15 protein-coding genes are annotated in these 22,617 nt (G+C 65.8%); 12 read left to right on the top strand and 3 right to left on the bottom strand.

Annotated features, from left to right (window positions below; translation table 11 throughout):
* Window positions 1–2 precede the first annotated feature (2 nt).
* A complete protein-coding gene (locus tag RT131_RS16640) occupies window positions 3–2,255 on the top strand; it encodes a TonB-dependent receptor (protein ID WP_313173885.1) in 2,253 nt (750 codons plus the stop codon).
* Between the two features lie 118 nt (window positions 2,256–2,373).
* Here the strand turns inward: RT131_RS16640 and RT131_RS16635 are convergent, their stop codons facing one another.
* Together RT131_RS16635 and RT131_RS16630 are read right to left on the bottom strand one after the other, a co-directional pair.
* Entirely contained in the window at window positions 2,374–4,344 is a 1,971-nt protein-coding gene (locus RT131_RS16635) for a peptidase M61 (protein ID WP_313173884.1), read from the bottom strand.
* 48 nt (window positions 4,345–4,392) lie between these two features.
* Window positions 4,393–5,028, bottom strand: coding sequence for a DUF938 domain-containing protein (locus tag RT131_RS16630; RefSeq protein WP_313173883.1), 636 nt, complete (start codon window positions 5,026–5,028; stop codon window positions 4,393–4,395).
* Window positions 5,029–5,183: 155 nt separating this feature from the next.
* Between RT131_RS16630 and RT131_RS16625 the strand changes: the two genes are divergently transcribed.
* Window positions 5,184–6,812 carry a TldD/PmbA family protein gene (locus RT131_RS16625; RefSeq protein ID WP_313173882.1) on the top strand — a complete coding sequence of 543 codons (1,629 nt, stop codon included), beginning with the start codon at window positions 5,184–5,186 and terminating at the stop codon, window positions 6,810–6,812.
* Window positions 6,813–7,125: 313 nt separating this feature from the next.
* Here RT131_RS16625 and RT131_RS16620 read toward each other — a convergent pair whose 3' ends face one another.
* On the bottom strand, window positions 7,126–7,899 hold the full coding sequence (locus tag RT131_RS16620) for an SDR family oxidoreductase (protein WP_312917860.1): 774 nt from the start codon (window positions 7,897–7,899) through the stop codon (window positions 7,126–7,128).
* A 106-nt stretch (window positions 7,900–8,005) separates the two neighbouring features.
* On the opposite strand from RT131_RS16620, the gene RT131_RS16615 reads away from it, so the two are divergent.
* From RT131_RS16615 to RT131_RS16570, 10 genes are all read left to right on the top strand, one after another.
* Window positions 8,006–8,905 carry a LysR family transcriptional regulator gene (locus RT131_RS16615; RefSeq protein WP_313173881.1) on the top strand — a complete coding sequence of 300 codons (900 nt, stop codon included), beginning with the start codon at window positions 8,006–8,008 and terminating at the stop codon, window positions 8,903–8,905.
* 304 nt (window positions 8,906–9,209) lie between these two features.
* On the top strand, window positions 9,210–10,844 hold the full coding sequence (locus RT131_RS16610; protein WP_313173880.1) for a TldD/PmbA family protein: 1,635 nt from the start codon (window positions 9,210–9,212) through the stop codon (window positions 10,842–10,844).
* A gap of 21 nt (window positions 10,845–10,865) precedes the next feature.
* The gene (locus RT131_RS16605) at window positions 10,866–12,200 is read left to right on the top strand and encodes a TldD/PmbA family protein (protein ID WP_313173879.1); all 1,335 of its coding nucleotides are present in this window, start codon (window positions 10,866–10,868) and stop codon (window positions 12,198–12,200) included.
* A gap of 350 nt (window positions 12,201–12,550) precedes the next feature.
* Complete coding sequence (locus RT131_RS16600) at window positions 12,551–13,252, top strand: DUF4159 domain-containing protein (protein ID WP_313173925.1); 702 nt, start codon at window positions 12,551–12,553, stop codon at window positions 13,250–13,252.
* Between the two features lie 16 nt (window positions 13,253–13,268).
* Window positions 13,269–14,264 (top strand): MoxR family ATPase, encoded by a 996-nt coding sequence (locus RT131_RS16595; RefSeq protein ID WP_313173878.1) that lies wholly within the window; start codon window positions 13,269–13,271, stop codon window positions 14,262–14,264.
* A 15-nt stretch (window positions 14,265–14,279) separates the two neighbouring features.
* Window positions 14,280–15,182 (top strand): DUF58 domain-containing protein, encoded by a 903-nt coding sequence (locus RT131_RS16590; RefSeq protein ID WP_313173877.1) that lies wholly within the window; start codon window positions 14,280–14,282, stop codon window positions 15,180–15,182.
* Window positions 15,179–16,327 (top strand): BatA domain-containing protein, encoded by a 1,149-nt coding sequence (locus RT131_RS16585; RefSeq protein ID WP_313173876.1) that lies wholly within the window; start codon window positions 15,179–15,181, stop codon window positions 16,325–16,327. The genes RT131_RS16590 and RT131_RS16585 overlap by 4 nt, the downstream gene beginning before the upstream one ends.
* Window positions 16,324–18,465 carry a hypothetical protein gene (locus RT131_RS16580; protein ID WP_313173875.1) on the top strand — a complete coding sequence of 714 codons (2,142 nt, stop codon included), beginning with the start codon at window positions 16,324–16,326 and terminating at the stop codon, window positions 18,463–18,465. The genes RT131_RS16585 and RT131_RS16580 overlap by 4 nt, the downstream gene beginning before the upstream one ends.
* Window positions 18,462–20,189, top strand: a complete 1,728-nt coding sequence (locus RT131_RS16575; protein WP_313173874.1) for a carboxypeptidase regulatory-like domain-containing protein — start codon at window positions 18,462–18,464, stop codon at window positions 20,187–20,189. The genes RT131_RS16580 and RT131_RS16575 overlap by 4 nt, the downstream gene beginning before the upstream one ends.
* A gap of 160 nt (window positions 20,190–20,349) precedes the next feature.
* Window positions 20,350–22,296, top strand: a complete 1,947-nt coding sequence (locus tag RT131_RS16570; protein WP_313173873.1) for a peptidoglycan recognition family protein — start codon at window positions 20,350–20,352, stop codon at window positions 22,294–22,296.
* Window positions 22,297–22,617: the final 321 nt, after the last annotated feature.

The raw sequence follows: 22,617 nt of genomic DNA, 5'->3' as shown, positions 1-22,617 counted from the left end.
CCATGCGGCATACCGCAGCAACGCTTCCGCTCGCCCTGCTGAGCCTGACCATCAGTGGCCAGCTGGCAGCACAGGCCAACACCACCAGCGGCACCCGCCAGCTGGATGCAGTCAGCGTCACCGCCGTGCGCGGCGCGCGCAGCGTGGCCGAGATCGCCGGCACCGTGTACGCCATTGAGCGCGAGCAGATCGCCCAACAGACCGCCGCCGGCCGCAGCACCGCCGACATCCTCAGCCAGCTGGTGCCGTCGCTGGCGCCAGCCAGTGGCACCACCAGCAACTACGGCATGACCATGCGTGGCCGCAGCGTGCAGGTGATGATCGATGGCGTGCCGCTGACCGGTGCACGCGATGGCTCGCGTCAGCTCAACAGCATCTCGCCGACGATGATCGAGCGCATCGAGGTGATCTCCGGTGCCACCGCGCTGTACGGCGCCGGTGCCAGCGGCGGCATCATCAACATCATCACCCTGCAGCCGGGCGACGCGCCGGTGCAGCTGGCCAGCCAGCTTGGCCTGCGCACGCCTTCGGATGTATCCAGCGACAACCTGGCCTGGAACGCCGCGCAGACCATGACCGTGCGCGGTGACAGCTTCAGCGGTGCCTTCGGTATCGCCTATGGCCGCCAGGGCGCATCGCTGGATGCGCATGGCCGCCGCATCGGCCCGGAGATCGCCCAGACCGACCGCCAGGACACCGAGACCAAGGAACTCAACGCGCGCCTTGAATGGGCGCTTACCTCCGCCCAGCAGCTCAGCGTGGGTGTGCGTTGGTATGACGACCAACAGGACAGCGATTACGGCCCTGACTACGGCCCGCGCCTGGCAGTGCTGTTCAACCCCGCTTTCCAGCCCAGCCACAATGCCGTCGGTGGCCTGCAGTTGAACGCACAGCCGCGCACCCGCCACCAGGGCGTCAATGCGCAATACCGCAACCGCGATGTGTTCGGCGGCCAGGAACTGAGCGTGGAAGCCTATTACCGCAATGAGCAGGGCCGCTGGTTCCCGTCGGTATCGACGCTGGTGCATCCGGCGCTGCCGGGTGGCTATGCCTATGTGGCCATGCAGTCCAATACCGACATAGACGTCTGGGGCCTGCGCAGCGCCCTGCACAAGGGCTTCGATATCAGCGGGCGCAGCCTGCAGCTGTCCTATGGCGTGGACCATGAGCGCGAAGAGGACAGCCAGCACGGGCAGATGTACGACATCAACCGCTTCATCGCCAGCAATGGCCTGAACTATGTGGCGACCGCACAATACGCAATGGGCCCCGATGTGCGCGTGGACACCACCGGCCTGTTCCTGCAGGCCGACCATGCGCTGAGCGAGCGCTTCAGTGTGCAGGCCGGCGTGCGTCATCAGATCCTGCGCAACAAGGTGGAGGATTCGCTGCCGTATACCGAGGCGATCACTGCCGACGCGGTGGCCGGCTATCAGCCGCAGCTGCTGGCCGGCGGCCGCGTGCGCCATTCGCAGACGCTGTTCAATGCTGGCGTGGTCTACAAGTTCAGCGACGCGCAGCAGTTGTTCGCCAACTTCTCGCAGGGTTTCAGCCTGCCCGATACGCAGCGCATGCTGCGCGACGTGCCAGCCAACTTCGTCATCGACAGCCGTAACATCGGGCCGATCAAGGTGGACAACTATGAGCTGGGCTGGCGTTTGAACAACACGCAGCTGCAGAGCGCGGTAACGGCGTTCTACAACCGCTCGGACAAGACCGTGCAGTTCAACCGTGACTACAGCGTGTCGGTGGCCGATACCGATGAGCGCGTGTATGGCGTGGAAGCCAACCTGCGCTATACGCCTACCGCGCAGCTGGAACTGGGCGCGAGCATCGCCAGCACGCGGGGCCAGTACCGTGATGCCGCTGGCCAGTGGCGCGAGCTCAATGCCTTCCGCGTCTCGCCTTTGAAGGCCGGTGTGCATGGGCAGTGGCGCTTTGCCAATGACAGCCTGCTGCGTGTGCAGGGGCAGGCCGTGGGTGGCACGGATGATGCGTGGCGTGATGCGCAGGTAGCGGCAGTCAGCCCGACGATCCGCGCGACGCCGGCGGCGAAGATCCGTGGCTATGCGGTGTTTGATCTGATTGGCGAGCTGCCGCTGGCGGGTGGGCGTTTCAGCGTGGGTGTCTACAACCTGGCTGATCGTGACTACAAGACGGTGTATGGGCAGCAGGCGGAAGCGACCTACGGCAAGTTGTCGAGCGTGCCGGCACAGGGAAGGACGTTTGGGGTTGGGTATCGGGTGGAGTATTGAGGCGCTCGAAGTACTCGGAACGCCAGAGGCGCAAGAAGCCCCTCTCCCGTTTACGGGAGAGGGGTTGGGGTGAGGGGAAGCTTCTAGCGAGCAGACCCAACGCTTTAAAAGCTTCCCCTCATCCGCCCCTTCGGGGCACCTTCTCCCGCAAGCGGGAGAAGGGATAGCTAGCGGCGCCGGTCGCTCCTTGCCTCCGCGCCGCCAAAATCCGCGTCAACAGATCCGCCGTCCCCGCAATCCGCCGCAGATGCGGATAGCGCAGGCCCTCGCGGTAGTCGATACGCACGGTGCGGAAACTGTCCGCCTGCCGCACTATCAACTCGATCGGTGTGCCGCTTTGCTTGCCATCGGCCAGCGCCTGCTTGATGCGGCCACCGCTATAGGCCAAACCATTCACCGCAACAATCGTCACGTCCTTGGCCAAGCCTGCCTTGAAGGCCGGGCTGTCCCAGCCAACCGCCTGCAGCACGCCGTCACTGCCAATCTTCAGGCCCAGCGAGTACTGCAGGTCGGTCACGCCATCGGCCTCGCCGTCGGCAATCACCAGGTTCGGCTGATCGTCGTAGTACAGCTCCCAACCCGCAGCTGCCAAGCCATCCGGCGCCTTGCCATCATGTGCGTCCAGGCGGCTGCCGATGAAGGCGTCCCAGTTGCCGGGTTGCACCGCCTCCAGCCCCTGCATCACGTCGGCGCGGTCGTAGAGGCGGATCTCGCCCTGCTTGCCGCCCTGGTGGAAACGCTTGGCGAAATCGTCCAGCGTCACCTTGCCCTTCGACAGGCTGCGCAGGCGCGCGTCCACGCCCAGCCACAGCAGCGTGCTCTCGTTGTAGAACTCGAACGCACGCTGCCAGTCGGCCCAGGCCTGCGGCTTGGAATTGAAGTCGAGGATGCCCTGATGCACGGTGTCGTGCAGGTCGCGCCACTGCCGGCCCGGCTGGGTGGCGTAGTTGGCCTGCAGCTGGGCCAGCATCGCCATCGCGTAGTCCGGCTTCCACAGCCCGGAGCGGGCCGCCAGTACCACCGCCCAATACTGGGTCTGGCCTTCGTACATCCACAACTCGTCGTTGTGCATGGGCGCGTTGTAATGCGGCACCCAGGTTGGGCGCGGGCGCCAGGCCTTGCCTACCCAGGCGTGTGCATACTCGTGCGGCAGCAGGTCGTTGTCGAGGAAGGGCCGCTCGCCGCGCAGGTAGCCGTCGTGCATGCCGTTCTCGCTGCTCTGCGCATGCTCTAGGCCGATACCACTGAACACGTCCGACACCGCCAGCAGGAAGTTGTAGCGCGTGTAGGGGCGCGAGCCGAACACCGCATCGGCCTCGCGCACCAGGGCGCGGTGAGCGTCCAGCACCTTGGCGTCAGCCTGCAGGCCTTGCGGGTTCTCGCCCACCACGTCCAGCCACACCGGTTGCCTGGAGGCCTCGTCCAGCGCGAAGCGCTTGAAGTACTGGCCGGCGAATACCGGTGAATCAATCAGGGTCATCAGCGAGACCGGCGTGTAGTGCTCGGTGCCACCGCTGCGCTGGGCCACGTCCAGGGCCGTGCCGCTCTGCCAGCCTTCGGGCAGGTGCAGGCTGGGCTTTACCTGGATGCCGCGCGCGTCATAGCCGGCCGGGTACAACAGCACGCGGTGCCATTGCAGGTCGAGCATATTGGGGGTCATCGCCACCCGGCCCTGGTCGCTGGCGGTGGGCGAGAGGTACTGGAACTCGATATCCAGCACGCTGACACCTTCGGGCACCTGCAGTTTGAAGGCATACATGTCGCCGGAGTCGCGTGTCCATTGCAGTGGCTGGCCGTTGCCACGGATGACCAGCCCGGCCATCTGGTTGATCGGACCGGTTGGCGCGTGATTACCGGGGATCCACTGCGGGTACCACAGGGTCAGCGCGCCGGCCGATACCGGGATGCGTTGATGCACCCGCTGGATGCGGCGCTGGATATCGCTGGCATCCACCTCCAGCTCGATGACGCCCGGATAGCTTGCCTGTACCTGCATCGCCGCCGCCCGTGCATCCAGCGGCTGCGCCTGCGCACATGCCAGCGGGGCAAGGCCCAGCACCATCGCCACCAACCACTTACGTCCCTGCATCACGCCCCGCCCCTTGCCTGAAGTCACTGCATCCTAGCCCGCCCGGCTTCAAACACGCACCCGTCGCCATACCAGGCAGCGGTTGTTGGCCGGCATCGCCACGTCGTCGCGCAGCTCCAGCTGTTGCGCGCGAGCCAAGGCATCAACCGACTCGAAGTCGCGGATGCCCGAGCGCGGATCACGCGCCTTCAGCCAGCCATCGAAGTTGCGGTTGCTGTCGCTGGTGAAGGCACCGTTGTAATTGAACGGCCCGTAGGCGATGAACAACCCATCTGGCGCCATCAGCGACGGCAGCCCGGCGAACAGCGCCTGTACTTCTTCCCAGCCCATGATGTGCAGGGTGTTGGCACTGAACACCGCATCGAAGCCGGCAACGCCGTCATGCACCGGCAGCGGCGGCAAGGGCTGCAGGCCTTCGCCAATCACGGCCTGAAGTTCCAGCGGCGCGGGCGTGTTCGGCAGCACCGCCTCGTCCAGCCACTGGTGTATCCCGGGCAGGTGGTCACGGTGATCGCTGGCCTGCCAGCGCAGCCACGGCATCGCGCCGGCGAAGTGCACGGCATGCTGGCCGGTGCCGCTGCCGATCTCCAGCACAGCGCGGGCCTGGCCCAGGTGCTGTTGCAGCACCTGCAGGATGGGCGCGCTGTTGCGCTCGCAGGATTCGGAGTAGGGCTTGCTGGTCATCGTTTTGGGGCCTTGGGGATGCGTGGCAGATTGTGCCGCAGTGGCTGTTTACCGCCATGCATGACCATGGTCACTTGTGTGTGAACCCCTGCCGCGCCGAGATTCCAAGGTCCTGTGCGGTGCAAGGCATCGCTGGCCCTGGAGTTCTACCGCTCATGCAACGCCGTCAGTTTCTTTCGCTTTCCGGCCTCGGCCTCGCCGGGTTCATGCTGCCCAATGCCCAGCTGATCGCGGCCGAGGAGTTGCTGGCACCGGCCGATGTGGCCAAGAAGAAACTGCTGGCCGACACCGTGCTGGCGCTGGCCAAGCAGGGCGGTGCCAGTTACTGCGACGTGCGCATCGGCCGCTACCTCAACCAGGCCATCGTCACCCGCGAAGACAAGGTGCAGAACGTCACCAACAGCGAGTCGGCCGGGGTCGGCATCCGCGTGATCGTCAACGGCGCCTGGGGCTTTGCCGCCAGCAACCAGTCCACCCCGCAGGGCGTGGCCGCCGCCGTGGCGCAGGCGATTGCCATTGCCAGGGCCAACGCGAAGATCCAGACCAAGCCGGTGCAGCTGGCACCCACGCCGGGCGTGGGCGAGGTGCAATGGAAGACGCCGATCCGCCAGAACGCGATGGCGGTACCGGTCAAGGACAAGGTCGAGCTGCTGCTGTCGATCAATGCGGCGGCGATCAATGCCGGTGCCAACTTCATCAATTCGCAGCTGTTCCTGGTCAACGAGCAGAAGTACTTCGCCTCCAGCGACGGCTCCTGGATCGACCAGGACGTGCACCGCATCTGGCTGCCGTTCACCGCCACCGCCGTCGACAAGGCCAGCGGCAAGTTCCGCACCCGCGCCGGACTGTCGGCGCCTGCCGGCATGGGTTGGGAATTCCTGGACGGCAACGCCGCCGACAAGCATCAGCTGCCTGGTGGCGTGATCGGCTACGGCCATACCTACGACCCGGTTGAAGACGCCATCGCCGCGGCCAGGCAGGCACGCGCCAAGCTCACCGCCCCGTCGGTGAAGCCGGGCAAATACGACCTGGTGCTGGACCCGTCCAACCTGTTCCTGACCATCCACGAAAACGTCGGCCACCCGCTGGAGCTGGACCGCGTGCTTGGCTACGAAGCCAACTACGCCGGCACCAGCTTCGCCACGCTGGACAAGCGCGATGCCGGTTTCCGCTGGGGCAGCGACATCGTCAACTTCACCGCCGACAAGACCGCGCCCTATAGCCTGGGTGCGGTGGGCTACGACGATGAAGGCGTGAAGACGCGCAAGTGGGACCTGGTCAAGGACGGCATCCTGGTCAATTACCAGGCCACCCGCGACGAGGTGCATATCCTCGGCGAGAACGCCTCGCACGGCTGCAGCTATGCCGATTCGTGGAAGAGCGTGCAGTTCCAGCGCATGGCCAACGTGTCACTGGCGCCGGGCAAGACGTCGCTGACCCCGGCGCAGATGGTCAAGGACGTGGAGAACGGCATCTATATCCACGGCCGTGGTTCGTACTCCATCGACCAGCAGCGCTACAACGCGCAGTTTGGTGGTCAGCTCTGCTACCAGATCAAGAATGGCGAGATTGCCGGCATGGTCGAGGATGCGGCCTACCAGATCCGCACGCCGGAGTTCTGGAATGCCTGCAGCGCGATCTGCGATGAGCGTGACTTCCGCATGGGCGGCTCGTTCTTTGACGGCAAGGGCCAGCCTGGGCAGGTGTCGGCGGTGTCGCATGGTTCGGCGACGACGCGCTTTGATGGGGTGAACATCATCAATACGGCGCGGTCGTTGGGGTAAGGCGTAAAGCTGCCCTCACCCCAACCCCTCTCCCGCAGGCGGGAGAGGGGCCATCAGATCGCAAACTTGGGTGGCATACAAAGCCCCTCTCCCATCGGGAGAGGGGTTGGGGTGAGGGTACGGGCGAAGCCGCGCTGCAGGGGGTTGCTAGCAATAGCGATGGGGGCACCGGCGAATGCTCAAGCACGACTTGACCCGGTTGTCGTCTTTGATCCCCACCACCGGACTTCGTCCCTACCCTCATCCGCCCCTTCGGGGCATCCCCGCCTTCGCGGGGACAAGCTCTTCTCCCGAAGGGAGAAGATCAGCAGCTTCAGCGCGTCGTATACCCACCATTGACCAGAATCGTCTGCCCGGTCATCCACCAGCCCTCGGATACCAGGAAGCGCACCCACGGCACGATGTCTTCGATGTCGGTCAGCCCGGTCCTGGAGAACGGCGACAGCGCCGCTGCAGTCTTGTGGTACGCGACCGCATCGGCACCTTCGGCAGGATAGAAGAACGGGGTATCCATCGGCCCCGGGCCAATCGCCGTCACCGATATCCCGCGTTCGCCAAATTCCTTCGCCGCCGCACGGGTGTAATGCTCCACCGGCGCCTTGGTGCCGGCATAGCTGGAATAGAACGGGGTGAATGCACCCAGCAAGGACGTCACCAGCGTGCATGCCTTTCCGTTGTCGGCGAGGTTGCGGCCGGCTTCCTTGAGGAAGAAGAACGCGGTCTTGTTGTTCACCGCATCCATGGCGTCGAACTCGGCCTCGCTGATCTGTGTCATCTGCTTCTTCAGCACCTTGCCGACCGTGTTGATGGCGATATCGATGCGGCCCATGGCCTGCTTCGCGTCATCGAACAACTGCTCCATCGCCGCAGCCGAGGTCAGGTCGGCCTGGAACAGGTGCGCATTGGCGCCGGCCGCACGCACCGCCTCGGCCGTGGCCTCGGCTTCGGCGCGCGCAGCCTCGCTGTTGTAGTGGATGGCCACGCTGCTGGCCCCTTGCTTGGCGAAGTCGCGGGCCAACAAGCCGCCCAGGTTCTTGCCGCCGCCGGCGATGAGGACGGTCTTGCCGTGGATGCGATGGTCGGTCATTGCGAACTCCTGTGGCTTGGGGAATGCCAACAGAGCCTATCGACTTGGATTTGCGGATAAAGCCGGTCATTCTGACTTCACTTGTCGGCCTATCCGGACAATCGCCATGGATCGTATCGAGCTGTACCGCGTTTTTGTGCGGGTAGTGGACTGCGCTGGCTTCACCCGCGCAGCCGATCAGCTCAAGCTGCCACGCTCCACGGTGTCCGAGGCGGTGCGCACGCTGGAACAACGCCTGGGGACGCGCCTGCTCCATCGCACCACCCGCCAGGTCACGCCAACCCAGGATGGGCTGCTGTTCCATGCGCGCTGCCAGCAGCTGATCGCCGATGCGGACGAGGCCGAGCAGTTGTTCCGGCAATCGCCACAGCGTTTGAGCGGGCGGCTCAAGGTGGATGTGCCCGGCCGCATCGGCCGCCTGATCATCGCCCCTGCTTTGCCCGGCTTCCTGCAGGCGCACCCGCAGATCGATGTCGAGCTGGGCATGACCGACCGCAGCATCGATCTGGTCGAAGACGGCGTGGATTGCGCGCTGCGGGTTGGGCCGCTGCAGGACTCGCGCCTGGTCGCACGCGGCATTGGCCAATTGCCGCTGATCAATGTAGCCAGCCCCGCCTATGTGGAGCGGCACGGCATGCCCATGCATCCCTCGCAGCTCGGCATGCATTGGGGTGTGCTTTACGCATCGCCCGGCAATGGCCGGGTCGAGGCCTGGGAATGGCGCGAGAATGGCATTCTTCGCAGCCAGCCCTTGGCGGGGCGGGTCACCGTCAACAGTGCCGAGGCCTATATCGCCTGCTGCCTTGCCGGCCTGGGCCTGATCCAGATCCCCGCCTACGACGTGGGCACCGAATTGGCGGCCGGCAAGCTGCTGGAGGTGCTGCCCGGCTACCGCGCCGACCCCATGCCGATGCATCTGCTGTTCCCGCATCGCCGCCATCCGTCGCAGCGGTTGCGGGTGTTCGTGGAGTGGCTGCAGCAGGTGTTGGGGCAGGTGGTTGGGTGACTGGATGCTTTGCCTGCTTGCCTGCCAGCAAGCAGAGCAGAAGCCTACCCCTCCCCCACCCTCCCCTTCGCTATGCGAAAGGGAGGGAGTAAGCCCGCGTCCTTCTGGCAACAGGTGAAAGGGGAGCTTGGGGAGGGATGAGGCGTTCGCAGAAGTACAAATAACCCTGCGCTTCCATGCCTAAAGTCACTACCGCTGCAAACACCGGCCCGCAAGAATCGAATGGTTCGCAGACCACCGCGAAGCCATCGTCGTTTGTTGCCGTAGCGCCCGCCTTGCGGGCCTTGCCCCGTGGAGAGCAGCCTTGCAGAGACGTGACTTCCTTGCCCTGACCGGGCTTACCGCTGGCGGCCTGATGGTGCCGTCCTTCTTCGGCAAGGCCATCGCCGCCGAACAACTGCTGACCGCCCTCGACCCGGCCTTGAAGAAGCGCCTGGCCGATGACGCGCTCAATGCCGCGCGTGCTGCCGGCGCTACTTACTGCGACGTGCGCATCGGCCGCTACCTGCGTCAGTTCGTGATCACCCGCGAGGACAAGGTCCAGAACGTGGTGAACACCGAGTCCACCGGCACCGGCATCCGCGTCATCGTCAATGGCGCCTGGGGCTTTGCCGCCACCAACGACCTGAGCCCAGCCGGCGTGGTCAAGGCCGCGCAGCAGGCCGCTGCCATCGCCAAGGCCAATGCCAAGGTGCAGACCGCGCCGGTGCAGTTCGCCAAGGCGCCCGGCTACGGTGAGGTCAGCTGGCGCACGCCGATCCGGAAGAACGCGATGGAAGTGCCGATCAAGGACAAGGCCGACCTGCTGCTGGGCGTGAACGCCGCAGCCATCGGCGCCGGCGCCAGCTTCGTCAACTCCATGCTGTTCCTGGTCAACGAGCAGAAGTACTTCGCCTCCACCGATGGTTCCTACATCGACCAGGACGTGCACCGCATCTGGGCGCCGATGACGGTCACCGCCATCGACAAGGCCAGCGGCAAGTTCCGCACCCGCGACGGCCTGTCCTCGCCGATGGGCCTGGGCTTCGAATACCTGGATGGCGAGGCCTCGGGCAAGACCGTGCTGCCGAACGGCGTCATCGTCTACGGCCAGTCCTACGACATGCGCGAAGACGCCATTGCCGCCGCCAAGCAGGCGCAGGAAAAGCTCAAGGCGCCGTCGGTCAAGCCGGGCAAGTACGACCTGGTGCTGGACCCCTCGCACACCTGGCTGACCATCCACGAGGCTGTTGGCCATCCGCTGGAACTGGACCGCGTGCTCGGCTACGAAGCCAACTACGCCGGTACCAGTTTCGCCACCCTGGACAAGCGCGAGCAGCACTTCCAGTACGGCAGCGACAAGGTCAACATCTTCGCCGACAAGACCCAGCCCGGCTCGCTGGGCGCGGTGGCCTACGACGACGAAGGCGTCAAGACCAAGCGCTGGCCGCTGATCACCGACGGCAAGCTGGTCGACTACCAGACCATCCGTGACCAGGCACATATCCTGGGCAAGACCGAGTCGGACGGCTGCTGCTATGCCGACTCCTGGTCCAGCGTGCAGTTCCAGCGCATGGCCAATGTGTCGCTGGCGCCGGGCAAGACCCCGTTGTCGGTGGCCGACATGATCAAGAACGTCGAGAACGGCATCTACATCATCGGTGACGGTTCGTTCTCCATCGACCAGCAGCGCTACAACGCGCAGTTCGGTGGCCAGCTGTTCTACGAGATCAAGAACGGCCAGATCACCCGCATGCTGGAAGACGTGGCCTACCAGATCCGCACCCCGGAGTTCTGGAACGCCTGCAGCGCCGTGGCCGACGAACGCGACTACCGCCTGGGCGGCTCGTTCTTCGACGGCAAGGGCCAGCCGGGCCAGGTCTCGGCCGTGTCGCACGGCTCGTCCACCGCCCGTTTCGACGGCATCAACGTCATCAATACCGCGCGCAGCCTCGGCTGATCGTCAAGGAGCTTCTGAACCATGAGCATCTTCACCGAACAGGAAGCCAAGGCCATCCTGGACAAGGTCATCGCGCTGTCCAAGGCCGATGAATGCACCGCCACGCTGGCCGGCTCGGTCAGCGGCAACATCCGTTTCGCGCTGAACAACGTCTCCACCAGCGGCATCGTCAGCAACGCCGAACTGGCCGTGCAGGTGGCCTTTGGCAAGCGCGTGGGCACGGCCTCGATCAACGAGTTCGACGACGCCTCACTGGAGCGCGTGGTCCGCCGCGCCGAGGACCTGGCCAAGCTGGCACCGGAGAACCCGGAGTTCATGCCGGCCATCGGCAAGCAGGACTATAAGCCCAGCCCCACCTTCAGCGCCTCCACCGCTGCGATCGACCCGGATTTCCGTGCCAAGGTGGCGGCCGATTCGATCGCTCCCTGCCGCGGACACGGCCTGATCGCCGCCGGCTTCCTGGAAGACGGCAATGGCTTTGTCGCCATCGCCAACAGCAACGGCAACTTCGGCTACCAGAAGTCGACCAGCTTCGATTACACCTGCACGGTGCGCACCGAAGACGGCCGTGGTTCGGGCTGGGTGGGTCGCAACCTGAAGGACGCGTCCGACTTCAAGGCCGACCAGGACATCGAGATCGCCAAGCGCAAGGCCACCGAATCGGCCGAAGCCAAGGCCCTGGAGCCGGGCAAGTACACGGTCATCCTGGAGCCGGCTGCTGCTGCAGGCCTGATCAGCTTCATGATGAATTTCTTCGACGCCCGCTCGGCCGATGAAGGCCGCAGCTTCCTGTCCAAGAAGGGCGGTGGCAACAAGCTGGGCGAACAGGTCTACGACCCCAAGGTGAACCTGTACGCCGACCCGTGGCACCCGGAAGCCCCGGTACTGCCGTGGGATGGCGAGGGCATGGCACGCGAGCGCATGGCCATCATCGAGAACGGCAAGGTCGCCAACCTGGACTACTCCCGCTACTGGGCGCAGAAGCAGGGCAAGACCGCCAGCGCCAATGCCGGCAACCTGCTGATGAGCGGCGGCACCAAGTCGATTGCCGAGCTGGTGCGTGGCACCGAGAAGGGCATCCTGGTCACCCGCACCTGGTACATCCGCATGGTCGACCCGCAGACCGTGCTGCTGACCGGCCTGACCCGCGACGGCACGTTCTACATCGAGAACGGCCAGATCAAGCACCCGGTGAAGAATTTCCGCTTCAACGAATCGCCGGTGATCATGCTCAACAACATCGATGAACTGGGCAAGCCGGTGCGTGTGGCCGGTGATGAGTCCAGCTTCGTGATGATGATCCCGCCGATGAAGCTGCGTGACTTTACCTTCACGTCGTTGTCGGATGCGGTGTAAGGGCTCTGCTCTTGGCTTTGGTTTTCGCTTTTGTTTTCGCTTTGGTTTTCGCTTTGGCCTTGGCTTTTAACTTCGGCTTTTAACTTCGGCTTTTAACTTCGGCTTTTAGCTTTGGCTTTTAGCTTTGGCTTCTAGCTTCGGCTTTTGCCTTTTGCATTTGAAGTTGCAGTTGCAGTTGCTTCATCCCTTCTCCCGCCTGCGGGAGAAGGTGCCCCGAAGGGGCGGATGAGGGGAAGCTTTTAAAGCTCTTGCTTCAAGGGCTTCAAAAGCGCCCTCACCCCAATCCCTCTCCCGCAAGCGGGAGAGGGGCTTTCAGCACTTTGAGATTGTGGCCCTTGTCCCCACCCCGTCTGACGCGAGCGCAATTCCTTCACCTGCTGCTGGGCGGCGCGGTGAGCGCTGCGTTGCCGGGCATCGCGCGGGCACAGGCCAGCCGCTACGACTTCTGGTTCACCCGCCTGCGCTACGACTCCGGTGACTGGGATGTGGACGCGCGCATGCCGTCCAACCTGATCACCTCGCTGGTCGATTACACAACGCTGCGCGTGGACCCCAAGGAACACGTCGTCGCCTTGTCCGACCCGAAGATGCTGGCCGCGCCGTTCTGCTACCTGGCCGGGCACAAGCTGGTCGAGTTCAACCCGGAAGAACGGCGCAACTTCGAGCGCTATGTGCGCAACGGCGGCTTCGTCTTCGTCGATGACTGCAACCACGACATCGACGGCCTGTTCGCCACCTCCTTCGAAGCACAGATGCGCAGTATCTTCGGCGCCAACGCAATGAAGAAGCTGCCCAACACCCACGCCATCTACAACAGCTTCTTCAAGTTCCCCGAGGGCCCACCGGCCACCGGTTTCGAACTCAATGGCTGGGGGGATGACCTGGTCCACGACTACCTCAAGGGCATCGAGATCGATGGCCGGCTGGGCGTGCTCTACAGCAACAAGGACTACGGTTGCGAATGGGATTACGACTGGCGCAACAAACGCTTCCTGGCCGAAGACAACACCAAATTCGGCGTGAACATCGTGATGTACGCACTGACGCACTGACCCCACAGGTGACCGCATGACTGCCCCCGATCCCAGCCACGATCTCGATTCACTGCTGCCGCGCCTGAAAGAGCTGCGCAGCGCGCTCGCACAGGCCGTGGTTGGCCAGCATGAGGTTGTCGAACAGCTGCTGATCGGCCTGCTGGCCGGCGGCCACTGCCTGCTCGAAGGCGCGCCCGGCCTCGGCAAGACGCTGCTGGTACGCTCACTCGGCCAAGCCTTGGAATTGCAGTTTCGACGCGTGCAGTTCACCCCCGACTTGATGCCCAGCGACATCCTCGGCACCGAGCTGCTGGAAGAAGACCATGGCACCGGCAAGCGCGCGTTCCGCTTCCAGCAGGGCCCGATCTTCACCAACCTGCTGCTGGCCGACGAACTCAACCGCACCCCGCCCAAGACCCAGGCCGCGCTGCTGGAGGCGATGCAGGAACGCACCGTCAGCTACGCCGGCACCACCTACGCCCTGCCCTCGCCGTTCTTCGTGCTGGCCACGCAGAACCCGATCGAACAGGCCGGCACCTATCCGCTGCCCGAAGCCCAGCTCGATCGCTTCCTGCTGCACGTCCGCGTCGACTACCCGACGGAAGCAGAAGAACGCGACATCCTCGCCCAGACCACCGGCAGCCACAGCGGCGCCGTACCCAAGGTGATGGACGCCGAGGCGGTGAAGGCCTTGCAGACCGCCGTGCGCGATGTGCACATCAGCCCCGACCTGCTCAGCTGGATCACCCGTCTGGTGCGCGCCAGCCGCCCCGGCGATGGCGCACCGGCCGAAGTGAACAACTGGATCAAATGGGGCGCTGGCCCGCGCGCCGGCCAATCGCTGGTGCTGGCCGCCAAGGCGCGCGCCCTGCTGCAGGGCCGCTTTGCCGCCACCCGCGAAGATGTGCAGGCCTTGGCTGCACCGGTGATGCGCCATCGCCTGCTGCTGTCCTTCGCCGCCGAGGCCGAGCACAAGAGCGCCGATGACGTGATTGCCGCGCTGCTGCGCACGGTGCCAATCCCCGCCTGATACGAACGCTGACGCATGGCTGCCGCCACGCCACCGCTGATCCCCGCCGATGTGCGCAGTCGCCTGCGCAGCCTGCGGCTGTGGCCGCAGCGGGCCAGTGGCAGCCGCGGCATCGGTGCGCATGCCAGCCGCAGCCGTGGCGCCGGGCTGGAGTTCGCGCAGTACCGCGCCTACGAGCCCGGCGACGAACTGCGCCAGATCGACTGGAAACTCTATGCGCGCTCGGACCGTTTCTTCGTGCGCGAATCCGAGCGCGAAAGCCCGGTCACCGTCTGGCTGCTGCTCGACTGCAGCGCCTCGATGGGCCAGGCCGACCGCGCACGACCGGATTGGCAGCGGCTGGATGCGGCCAAGGCAGTGCTGGCCTGCGTGGCCGAGCTGGCCCTGCAGCAAGGCGATGCCTTCGGCCTGATCGCCCTGGGCGGTGACAGCGTGCAGTTGCTGCCGGCCGGCAACGGCCTGCGCCAGCGCGACCGCCTGCATCTGCAGTTGCATGCACTGCGTGCTGCAGGGCAATGGCCGCCACAGCAGAAGCTGTCGCCCTTGTGGGAACGCATCGCCAGCAATGATCTGGTGGTGATGATCGGCGATGGCTTCGATGCGGCGGAGGTCGAACTGGCCGAGCGCCTGGCCAAGGCCGGTCGCGATGTGGTGCACCTGCAGTTGCTGACCGTGGAGGAACGGGATTTCCCGTTCCGCGATGGTCACCGTTTCCGCGATCCGGAAACCGGCGATGAGCTGCTCAGCGATGGCGCCGCTGTGCGCACCGACTACCTTGCCCGCTTCAAGGAAGCACAGCGCGTACTGGATGCGCGCCTGCAGGCGGCCGGTATCCGCCATGACACCGGCTATCTGGATGAGGCCATCGACGCGCCCCTGCAGCGCCTGTTTGGCCGCCGCGCAGGGAACGGCGCATGAGCCTGCTGTGGCTGTTCCCGGCAGGCTTCATCGCCTTGGCCGCCTTGCTGCTGCCATTGCTGATCCATCTTGCCCGGCGCAGCGAACAGCGCATCATCGATTTCGCTGCACTGCGCTGGTTGTCGGCCAAACCACGGCCGCGCCGCCGCATCCGCTTTGACGAATGGCCGCTGCTGCTCCTGCGCCTGCTGTTGCTGGCCCTGCTCGCCGTGCTGCTGGCACGGCCGGCACTGACCGGCGTGGCCGACACGCAGGCCCGCGTCGCGGTGCTGCCCGGCCTGGACGTCGCCACCGCGCAAGCGGCCGTGGCTGCAACCGATGCGCAGTGGCTGTGGTTGGCGCCGGGCTTCCCACGCATCGATCAGAACAACGCACCAACGCCGAAGCAGCCTATCGCCAGCCTGTTGCGTGAGCTGGATGCCAGCCTGCCAGCCGACGCCACGCTTACCGTGGTGGTGCCGACGGTGCTGGATGGGCTGGATGCACAACGCGTGCAGCTCTCACGTGCGGTGCACTGGCAGGTAATCGAACAGGCCCCGGCAACGAACGCGGCGACCGTACCGCCAGCACCGCGCTTGCAGATCCGCCATGACGCAGGCGGCACGCAAGGGCTGCGTTACCTCAACGCGCTGGCCAGCGCCTGGAACACCGCCAAGCCCGACATCGCAGGCGACGATACCGCGTTCACCGACACACAGGCACTGCACCTCTGGCTATCAGCCAAGCCATTGCCGGCCAGCGTGCTCGCCGAGCTGCAGACCGGCAGCCCACTGCTGGTAGACGTTCGAACGCCGGTGCCTGCAGATGCACAACGCACGCCATTGTGGCGCGATGCCGCAGGCACGCTGGTGCTGGAACAGATCAGCAGCGCGCAGGGACAGTGGCTGCGCTGGGCCGCACCGCTGCAGGCCTCCACCCTGCCGGTGCTGCTGGAGGCCGACTTCCCCGCGCAGCTGCGCGCCATCGTGCAGCCGCCAAGCATGCCGCGACGTGCGCTGGCGGCGGGCATGCAGCCGCAGGCCGGCGCTGCCGCCTACCCGCAGGCGGCAACCGAACTGAGCCACTGGCTGCTGCTGGCCATCGCCCTGCTGTTCCTGCTTGAGCGTTGGCTCGCCAGCGCACCGCGCCGTCGAGGTCCGCCATGAAGGCGCGCGAGCTGCAGCAGGCAGCACGACGCCGCCGCCTGCTGATCACCCTGGTAGCCGGCCTGCCGGTGGCGCTTGCGGTGGCTGCGCTGGTGGCGCGCATGCTTGGGCTGGACGCGGCCTCTATCGTTGGCACCATCGCCGCGTTGCTGGTAGCCGCAGTTGCGATGTGGCGCGCCCGACGCCTGGATACACGCTGGCTGATCAAACGCCTGAACGAGCATCCGCGCCTGCAGGACAGCGCCGACCTGCTGTTTGCAGCCAGCGACAAGCTCAATCCGCTGCAACAACGCCAGCGCCGCCATGTCGAGCAACAACTGCAGCGCGATCCACCGGACCTGCGCCCACGCTGGCCGTGGCGCGCGGTGGTGCTGTGCTGGTTGCTTGCCATGCTGCTGGTCAGCGCCGCCCTGCTATGGCCACGCGCAGCGGGCATGACCGGCACCGATGCCGGCCCCGCAACGACCGAGCGCGCGGCACGCGGCACCGCACCGGTACTGCGGGGCAGCTGGCTGCTGGTCACACCGCCGGCCTATAGCGGCCAGGCCGCAAGCGCGGGCGAAAAACTCGATGCGCGTGCCCTGCAAGGTAGCCAGCTGCAATGGCGCCTGCAGTTTTCGCCACAGCCACAGCAGGCATGGCTGCAGTTCCACGATGGCCGCCGCGTGGCCCTGCAACGCGATGGCGACGATTGGCGCGGCAGCGACGTAGTGCAGCGCGCAGGCCTGTACCGCATCCATACCAGCCCGACCATGGCCGAGGCCGGCCGCGCCTATCGGCTGGAGGTGGTGGTGGACCGCCCACCGCAGGTGAAGGTGATCGAGCCCGCGCAGACACTCAACCAGGCCGCACCGCGGCAACGCAGCTGGCAGCTGCGCTTCGAGGCCAGCGACGACTTTGGCGTCAACAACACCGCAACGCTGGATGTCACAACCGCCAAAGGCACGGGCGAGAACATCAGCTTCCAGCAACGCCAGCTCAGCCTGAGCGGCAGTGGCCCGGCCACGGCGCGACGCTTCGCCTACAGCGCCGATCTGGCCGCGCTTGGGCTGGAGCCGGGCGACGAAGTCGTCGCACGCCTCACCGTGCGTGACAACCGCAGCCCGCAGCCACAGGAGGCGCGCAGCGCCAGCCTGATCCTACGCCTGCCCAGCGAGCAGCAGGTGCAGGCCAGCGATCTGGAAGGCGCAATCAAGAAGGTGATGCCGGCCTACTTCCGCAGCCAGCGGCAGATCATCATCGACGCCGAAGCGCTGCTGAAACAACGCGGCAGCCTGGACGCCGACACCTACACCAAGCGCGCCGATGCAATCGGCGTGGACCAGCGCATCCTGCGCCTGCGCTACGGCCAGTTCCTCGGCGAGGAAGCCGAAGGCGGTGCCAAGCCACCGCCGACCGGCGACCTGCCGACCGGTGATGCGCCCACCGCCGACAGCCATGCCGATCACGCCGACGATGACGGCCACGACCATGGCGGCAGCAACGGCAGCGCGCCGGTATTCGGCAGCGCCACCGACGTGCTGTCCGAGTACGGCCACACCCACGACCACGCCGAAGCCGCCACCCTGCTCGACCCGCAGACCCGCGCCATCCTGAAGTCCGCGCTCGACCAGATGTGGCAGTCCGAGGGCCATCTGCGCCAGGGCCATCCGGATCAGGCGCTGCCCTACGCCTACAAGGCGCTGGGTTTCATCAAACAGGTGCAGCAGGCCGAACGCATCTATCTGGCGCGCGTGGGCAGCGAACTGCCGCCCATCGACATGGCCCGACGCATGACCGGCAAACGCGATGGCCTGGGCAATCGTGGTGTACAGCTGCCGGCACGGCCTGCCGCCGACGGCGTGGTTGCCAGCGCCTGGCAGGCACTGGCCGCGCCCACCCAGGCCGTCGATCTGGATGCACTCACGCGTTGGCTGGACGCCCATCCCGATGCCGTGCCCGCTCCGCTGGATGTCGTAGCCGCCATCGACGCATTGCGCCAGCAGCCCGATTGCCAGCGTTGCCGGCAGCAGCTGCGCGACCAGCTGTGGCCGGCATTGCGGCGTGCCGAAGGCCCGCCAGCACGCCGCAACGCCGCCGATGCGGGCGGACGCCGCTACCTTGAAGCACTCGGCACGCCAACGGAGCCCGCCCGATGATGTCCTGGCTGCCCTTGCTGGTGATCGTGCTTGCTGTGCTGCTTGGCAGCCTGCGCTTTGCGCTGGCACCACGCCCGTCCGCGCCCCGATTGGCCGGCCTGCTGGTGCTGCAGCTGCTTGCCGCCGTGCTGCTGTATTTCACCCTGCAGCCACCCGCGCGCCCCGGCCATGCCGGCACCTTGCTGGTGGCCAGCGCCGGCGCGGATGCCGCAGCGCTGGCGTCCGTGCCTGCCGAGGCCGTTGTACGCCTGCCAGAAGCACCGGCACTGCGCGGCGCAACGCCGGTGCCGGACCTGGCAACCGCGTTGCGCCAGCACCCGGGCACACGCGACGTGGTGATCGTCGGCCAGGGCTTGCCCGCACGCGATCGCGATGCGGCCTTGCCGGCGGTGCGTTTCCTGCCGAACGCCGCGCCGCGTGGCCTGGTGGAATTGCAGGCGCCACCCTTGCTCGCACCGGGCGCCAGCTTCAACGTGCATGCCCGTGTGCAAGGCCTGCCCAGCGCACGCGTGGAACTGCTGGATCCGGCTGGCCATCGCGTCGCCATCGCCGCGCCGGACAAGGCTGGCCGCGTCATGCTCGGCGCCAGTGCGCGCGATGCGGGCGACGTGCTGTTTGCCCTGCGTGTGCTCGATGAGCGCGGCCAGGTGCTGGACCAACTGCCGGTGCCGGTGCGTGTGCGCGCCATCACCGCGCCGACCCTGCGCCTGCTGGCCGGCGCGCCCGGGCCGGAGCTGAAGTACCTGCAGCGCTGGGCCACCGATATTGGCGCCAACGTACAAACCAGCATGCTGGTAGGTGGTGGTCTTCAACTGGGCGATGCACCGGCGGCGCTGGATGCAGCCACGCTGGCACGCCTTGATCTGCTGGTGCTCGACGAGCGTCGGCTTGCGGCGCTGTCTACCACGCAGCGCAACGCAATCAGCGCAGCAGTCCGTGCAGGCCTGGGCTTGCTGGTGCGCACCAGCGGCGCGCTGGATGGCAATGCACGCCGCGCCCTGCGCGAGTGGGGCCTGCAGGCACGCGGTGGCGATCAGACCAGACCGGTAGCCCTGCAAGGCACCACCAATGAAGGACAGGACGCCGCCACGCTCAGCGTCGAGCGCTTCAACATCGACATCAGCAGCCCCGACGTCGTGCCCTTGCTGGTCGCGGCAGATGGCAGCGCGATCGGTGGCTGGCGTGCCCTCGGCCTGGGCCGCGTAGGTCTGCTGCCGATCACCGACAGCTATGCCTTGGTACTGGCCGGGCATGCAGGCGCGCATGCCGAGCTGTGGAATGCAGTGTTGTCAGCCGTGGCAAGGCCAAGCACCAACGCAGCCCCACCGGCGCTGCCGGCCTGGGCATGGAGTGGCGAGCGCATCAGCCTGTGTGGATTGAAGGCCCCGGTAAGCTTGATTGCCGAAGATGAAAGCCGCACTGCGCTGCTGCCCGATCCCGCAGCCGGTGGCTGTGTTGCCGCCTGGCCACAGCATGCCGGTTGGCACCGCATCGACGCGGCCGGGCAACAGGAAAGCCTGCTGCTGTTGGACTCGGCCAAGGCTGCGGCCATGCACGCACAGCAGATGCGCGAAGCCACCCTGGCGTTGAGCGGTGGTGTTACGCGTACCGCGCCGCTGCCCATCCCCGGCCCACGCTGGCCGTGGTTGTTGGGTTTCGTGATCGTCGCCGCCGCGTTGTGGTGGTTCGAGCGCCGACGCACGGTTCAATCTGCGTCCGCTTGATTTCTACCTGCACTGCACGCGCATAACGTGCTGCGCGGTTGCGACGCACGTCCACCAAGGGCATGACAGCGATCACTGATTGATGCCGCTCTTCACCCGTCGGCAACGTCGCTGCGGTAGAAACACGGGTGCAGGGGGTTCCAAGCTAGGGGTCCTACCGATGATGCACCGTCATACCGCCGTGCTGCTGTCTGCCGTCATCACCAGTGCCGTAGTTGTTCCCGCACTTGCCCAAACCGCCATCAAGGCACCTATCGCCGACACTGAACAGGTGTTGGAGATGCAGTTGAAGATGGAGGAAGCGCGCCTGCTGCCCTTGCGGGCGATGTATGTGCGCTATTTCCAGCAGGCTTACCGCCGCTACCCCAGCATCCCGCGTGGCACGCTGGAATCGCTGGCCTATGTGCAAAGCCGCTGGTCGCCCTTGCAACCCGATACCAGTGACCAGGACCACGCCCACCTGCGCATGCCACCGTCGTGGGGGGTGATGGGCCTGTATGCCGGCGGTGGCTTTGAAGACCAGGTGGGCGAAGCCGCCAAACTGCTGGGCGTTTCCAGCGCCGCGGTGCGCACCGACGCTGCCACCAACATCCTGGCGGCAGCGGCCTTGCTGGATGCGCAGATCCGCCAGGACCATCCCGCTGCCGCCACCGCCGGTGCGCCGACGCCGGAGGCCATCCGCGCGGCCCTGATGCGCTATGCCGGCTATACGCCGCGCGATGCGGCCGTAACTGCGCGCAGCGCGATCGATGACTATGCGCGCACCAGCTTTGCCTATGACGTGTTGCTGGCCCAGGACCGCGGTGTCAACGACCGTGGCATCGTGGTGCCGGAGCGCGCAATCGCGTGGGAGCAGGCCTTCGACGCACCGCAACTGGTCACGCTGCGCGCACCGATGGTGCGGCTGGATGTCAGCAAGGACCGCGTGGAAACCGATGCCTACCAAGTGGATCCGATCAGCGAGACCTTGCAGGCACGCAGTACCAGTGCGTCGAAGACGTTGGCGGCACCCGCACTGGATGCGGGCATCCAGAGCACCGACTATGGTCCGGCAATCTGGAGTGCAGCCTCGGCGTCCAACTACACTGCCTCACGCTCGGCGGCGGTAAGCGCGGTGACGATACACACCGCCCAGGGCAGCTATGCCGGCACCATTTCCTGGTTCAAGAATGCTTCCGCGCAGGTCAGCGCGCACTACGTGATCCGTTCCTCCGATGGCCAGGTGACGCAGATGGTGCGCAATGCAGATACCGCCTGGCATGTGCGCAACCAGAACAGCTATACGCTGGGCATCGAGCACGAGGGCTACATCGACAACAGCTCGTGGTACACCAATGCCATGTACGAGTCATCGGCGGCGCTGGTCCGCAGCTTCTGCAGCACCTACAGCGCGATCAGCTGCGCCAGCGCCTACAGCGGCGCGTCCAGCAGCGGCATCAACGTGCTGGCCACCAGCGTCAAGATCAAGGGCCACCAGCACTACAGCGGCCAAACCCATACCGACCCGGGCATCAACTGGAACTGGTCCAAGTACTACGCGCTGTTGAACCCGGGCAGTGGCGGCGGCACCGGTACGGTGACCTATCTGGATCGTTTTGAAAGCAGCGTGGGCCATTTCAATACCAGTCCCAGCTACTCGGGCAGCACCACCGGCATCAGCACCGCGTCCACTGCAACGCGCGATTGCACCACGCAGAAGAACGGCAGCTGTTCATTGCGGGTGTTGTTGAAGGACAACACCGCCAGCAGCGCGGCATGGGCGGTGCGGCTGTTGTCCGGCAGCGGCACGCCGGCCAGCAATACCGCGTTGACGCGCAGCAATGGCGTGGTGGGCTTCTGGGTGTGGAGTGGCGGCAGCGGTACGTCGGTCGGCTTGGGCATCGACGACAGTGATGGCACCGAGCGTTCGACCAGCAAGGCGATAGCGGCCAATACCTGGACCTATGTGTCGTGGTCGTTGAGCGATGCAGCGCAGTGGAATGCCTGGGTGGATGGCAATGGTGCGATCACCGCCAGCACCGTGAAGCTGGATGCGATATGGCTGTACCACGCCAACACCGCGTATGACGTCAATGTGTATATCGATGACGTGCAGATAAAGAACTGAGTGGGGTAGTTCGGGCAGGTGTGGATCCGGTGTACCCCGGGGTTCCGTGTGAGGAGCCCCGGGTGCGCTGCGCTTACCCGGGCTACGGTTTGGTGGCTTTGGCAGCTGCTGTTTGCCCTCCCTTCTTCGCTTGCGCTAAGAACAGGCGTTTACGAGCCAATGGCTCGTGACTGTTCGTACGCCTCGCGCGCTACGCGGGGCAGGGGCGCGGGCGAGGTGCTCGAAGAGCCTTCCCCCGCGAAGGCGGGGGGGGCGGACGAGGGAAAGCTTTGGCTTTGGCTTTGGCTTTGGCTTTGGCTTTGGCTTTGGCTTTGGCTTTGG

The organism is Stenotrophomonas sp. (assembly GCF_032066555.1).
GTDB lineage: Bacteria > Pseudomonadota > Gammaproteobacteria > Xanthomonadales > Xanthomonadaceae > Stenotrophomonas.
Note: the sequence above shows the minus strand (reverse complement) of the source record. Positions and strands in the feature narration are given on the sequence as shown.

What these genes read in the sequence shown, in the direction of transcription:
- RT131_RS16570 (WP_313173873.1), top strand. Translation starts at nt 20,350, where the DNA reads ATGATGCACCGTCATACCGCCGTGCTGCTGTCTGCCGTCATCACCAGT.
- RT131_RS16635 (WP_313173884.1), bottom strand. Translation starts at nt 4,344, where the DNA reads ATGCAGGGACGTAAGTGGTTGGTGGCGATGGTGCTGGGCCTTGCCCCG.
- RT131_RS16575 (WP_313173874.1), top strand. Translation starts at nt 18,462, where the DNA reads ATGATGTCCTGGCTGCCCTTGCTGGTGATCGTGCTTGCTGTGCTGCTT.
- RT131_RS16620 (WP_312917860.1), bottom strand. Translation starts at nt 7,899, where the DNA reads ATGACCGACCATCGCATCCACGGCAAGACCGTCCTCATCGCCGGCGGC.
- RT131_RS16585 (WP_313173876.1), top strand. Translation starts at nt 15,179, where the DNA reads ATGAGCCTGCTGTGGCTGTTCCCGGCAGGCTTCATCGCCTTGGCCGCC.
- RT131_RS16580 (WP_313173875.1), top strand. Translation starts at nt 16,324, where the DNA reads ATGAAGGCGCGCGAGCTGCAGCAGGCAGCACGACGCCGCCGCCTGCTG.
- RT131_RS16625 (WP_313173882.1), top strand. Translation starts at nt 5,184, where the DNA reads ATGCAACGCCGTCAGTTTCTTTCGCTTTCCGGCCTCGGCCTCGCCGGG.
- RT131_RS16630 (WP_313173883.1), bottom strand. Translation starts at nt 5,028, where the DNA reads ATGACCAGCAAGCCCTACTCCGAATCCTGCGAGCGCAACAGCGCGCCC.
- RT131_RS16640 (WP_313173885.1), top strand. Translation starts at nt 3, where the DNA reads ATGCGGCATACCGCAGCAACGCTTCCGCTCGCCCTGCTGAGCCTGACC.
- RT131_RS16605 (WP_313173879.1), top strand. Translation starts at nt 10,866, where the DNA reads ATGAGCATCTTCACCGAACAGGAAGCCAAGGCCATCCTGGACAAGGTC.
- RT131_RS16590 (WP_313173877.1), top strand. Translation starts at nt 14,280, where the DNA reads ATGGCTGCCGCCACGCCACCGCTGATCCCCGCCGATGTGCGCAGTCGC.
- RT131_RS16615 (WP_313173881.1), top strand. Translation starts at nt 8,006, where the DNA reads ATGGATCGTATCGAGCTGTACCGCGTTTTTGTGCGGGTAGTGGACTGC.
- RT131_RS16595 (WP_313173878.1), top strand. Translation starts at nt 13,269, where the DNA reads ATGACTGCCCCCGATCCCAGCCACGATCTCGATTCACTGCTGCCGCGC.